Raw genomic sequence first — 441 nt, 5'->3', positions numbered from 1 at the left:
ATATACAGCTACTAATTTACCTGTTCTAGATTTACCGTCAATACCTACCACCCTAATTGTTTGATCTAAAAAAGGTTCAAATTCTTGGATTGTTGTTTTTTGTGTCATTATCTATTCTCCTCTATGCTAAAATTTGTTTTATACGTAAATACTTCTTATCCTTTTTAGTATAACCAAAGTCTTTTTAAGTAAACACTACATATATAATGTTAGATTAAAACCGCTCCTATTTACCAATCAATTTTGAAAATTATATACTATTATTTTTATCCTTGATTCTTTGGATTATAGTAGTTACTTCTTTTAATAAAGTCTCATTATCTGTTGATTCGCTTAACTTTTCAATAGAGTCTTTTAAATACCAATACTTATCGTCTTCTCTAACTATATTTAATATTTCTTGGCTCGCATACCCTGTAGAACCAATCGGTATGATATATA

General features: G+C 27.4%; 1 protein-coding gene. It reads right to left on the bottom strand.

The annotated features are described in order from the left end of the window. Positions 1-250 precede the first annotated feature (250 nt). On the bottom strand, positions 251-441 hold a 191-nt coding region (locus tag ACF91D_RS31975), incomplete at its 5' end, for a hypothetical protein (RefSeq protein ID WP_392438734.1).

The sequence above is a fragment of the Staphylococcus sp. 231237_7MaSpsaltlick genome (genome assembly GCF_043107035.1).
This window is presented reverse-complemented; position numbering and strand designations above follow the sequence as displayed.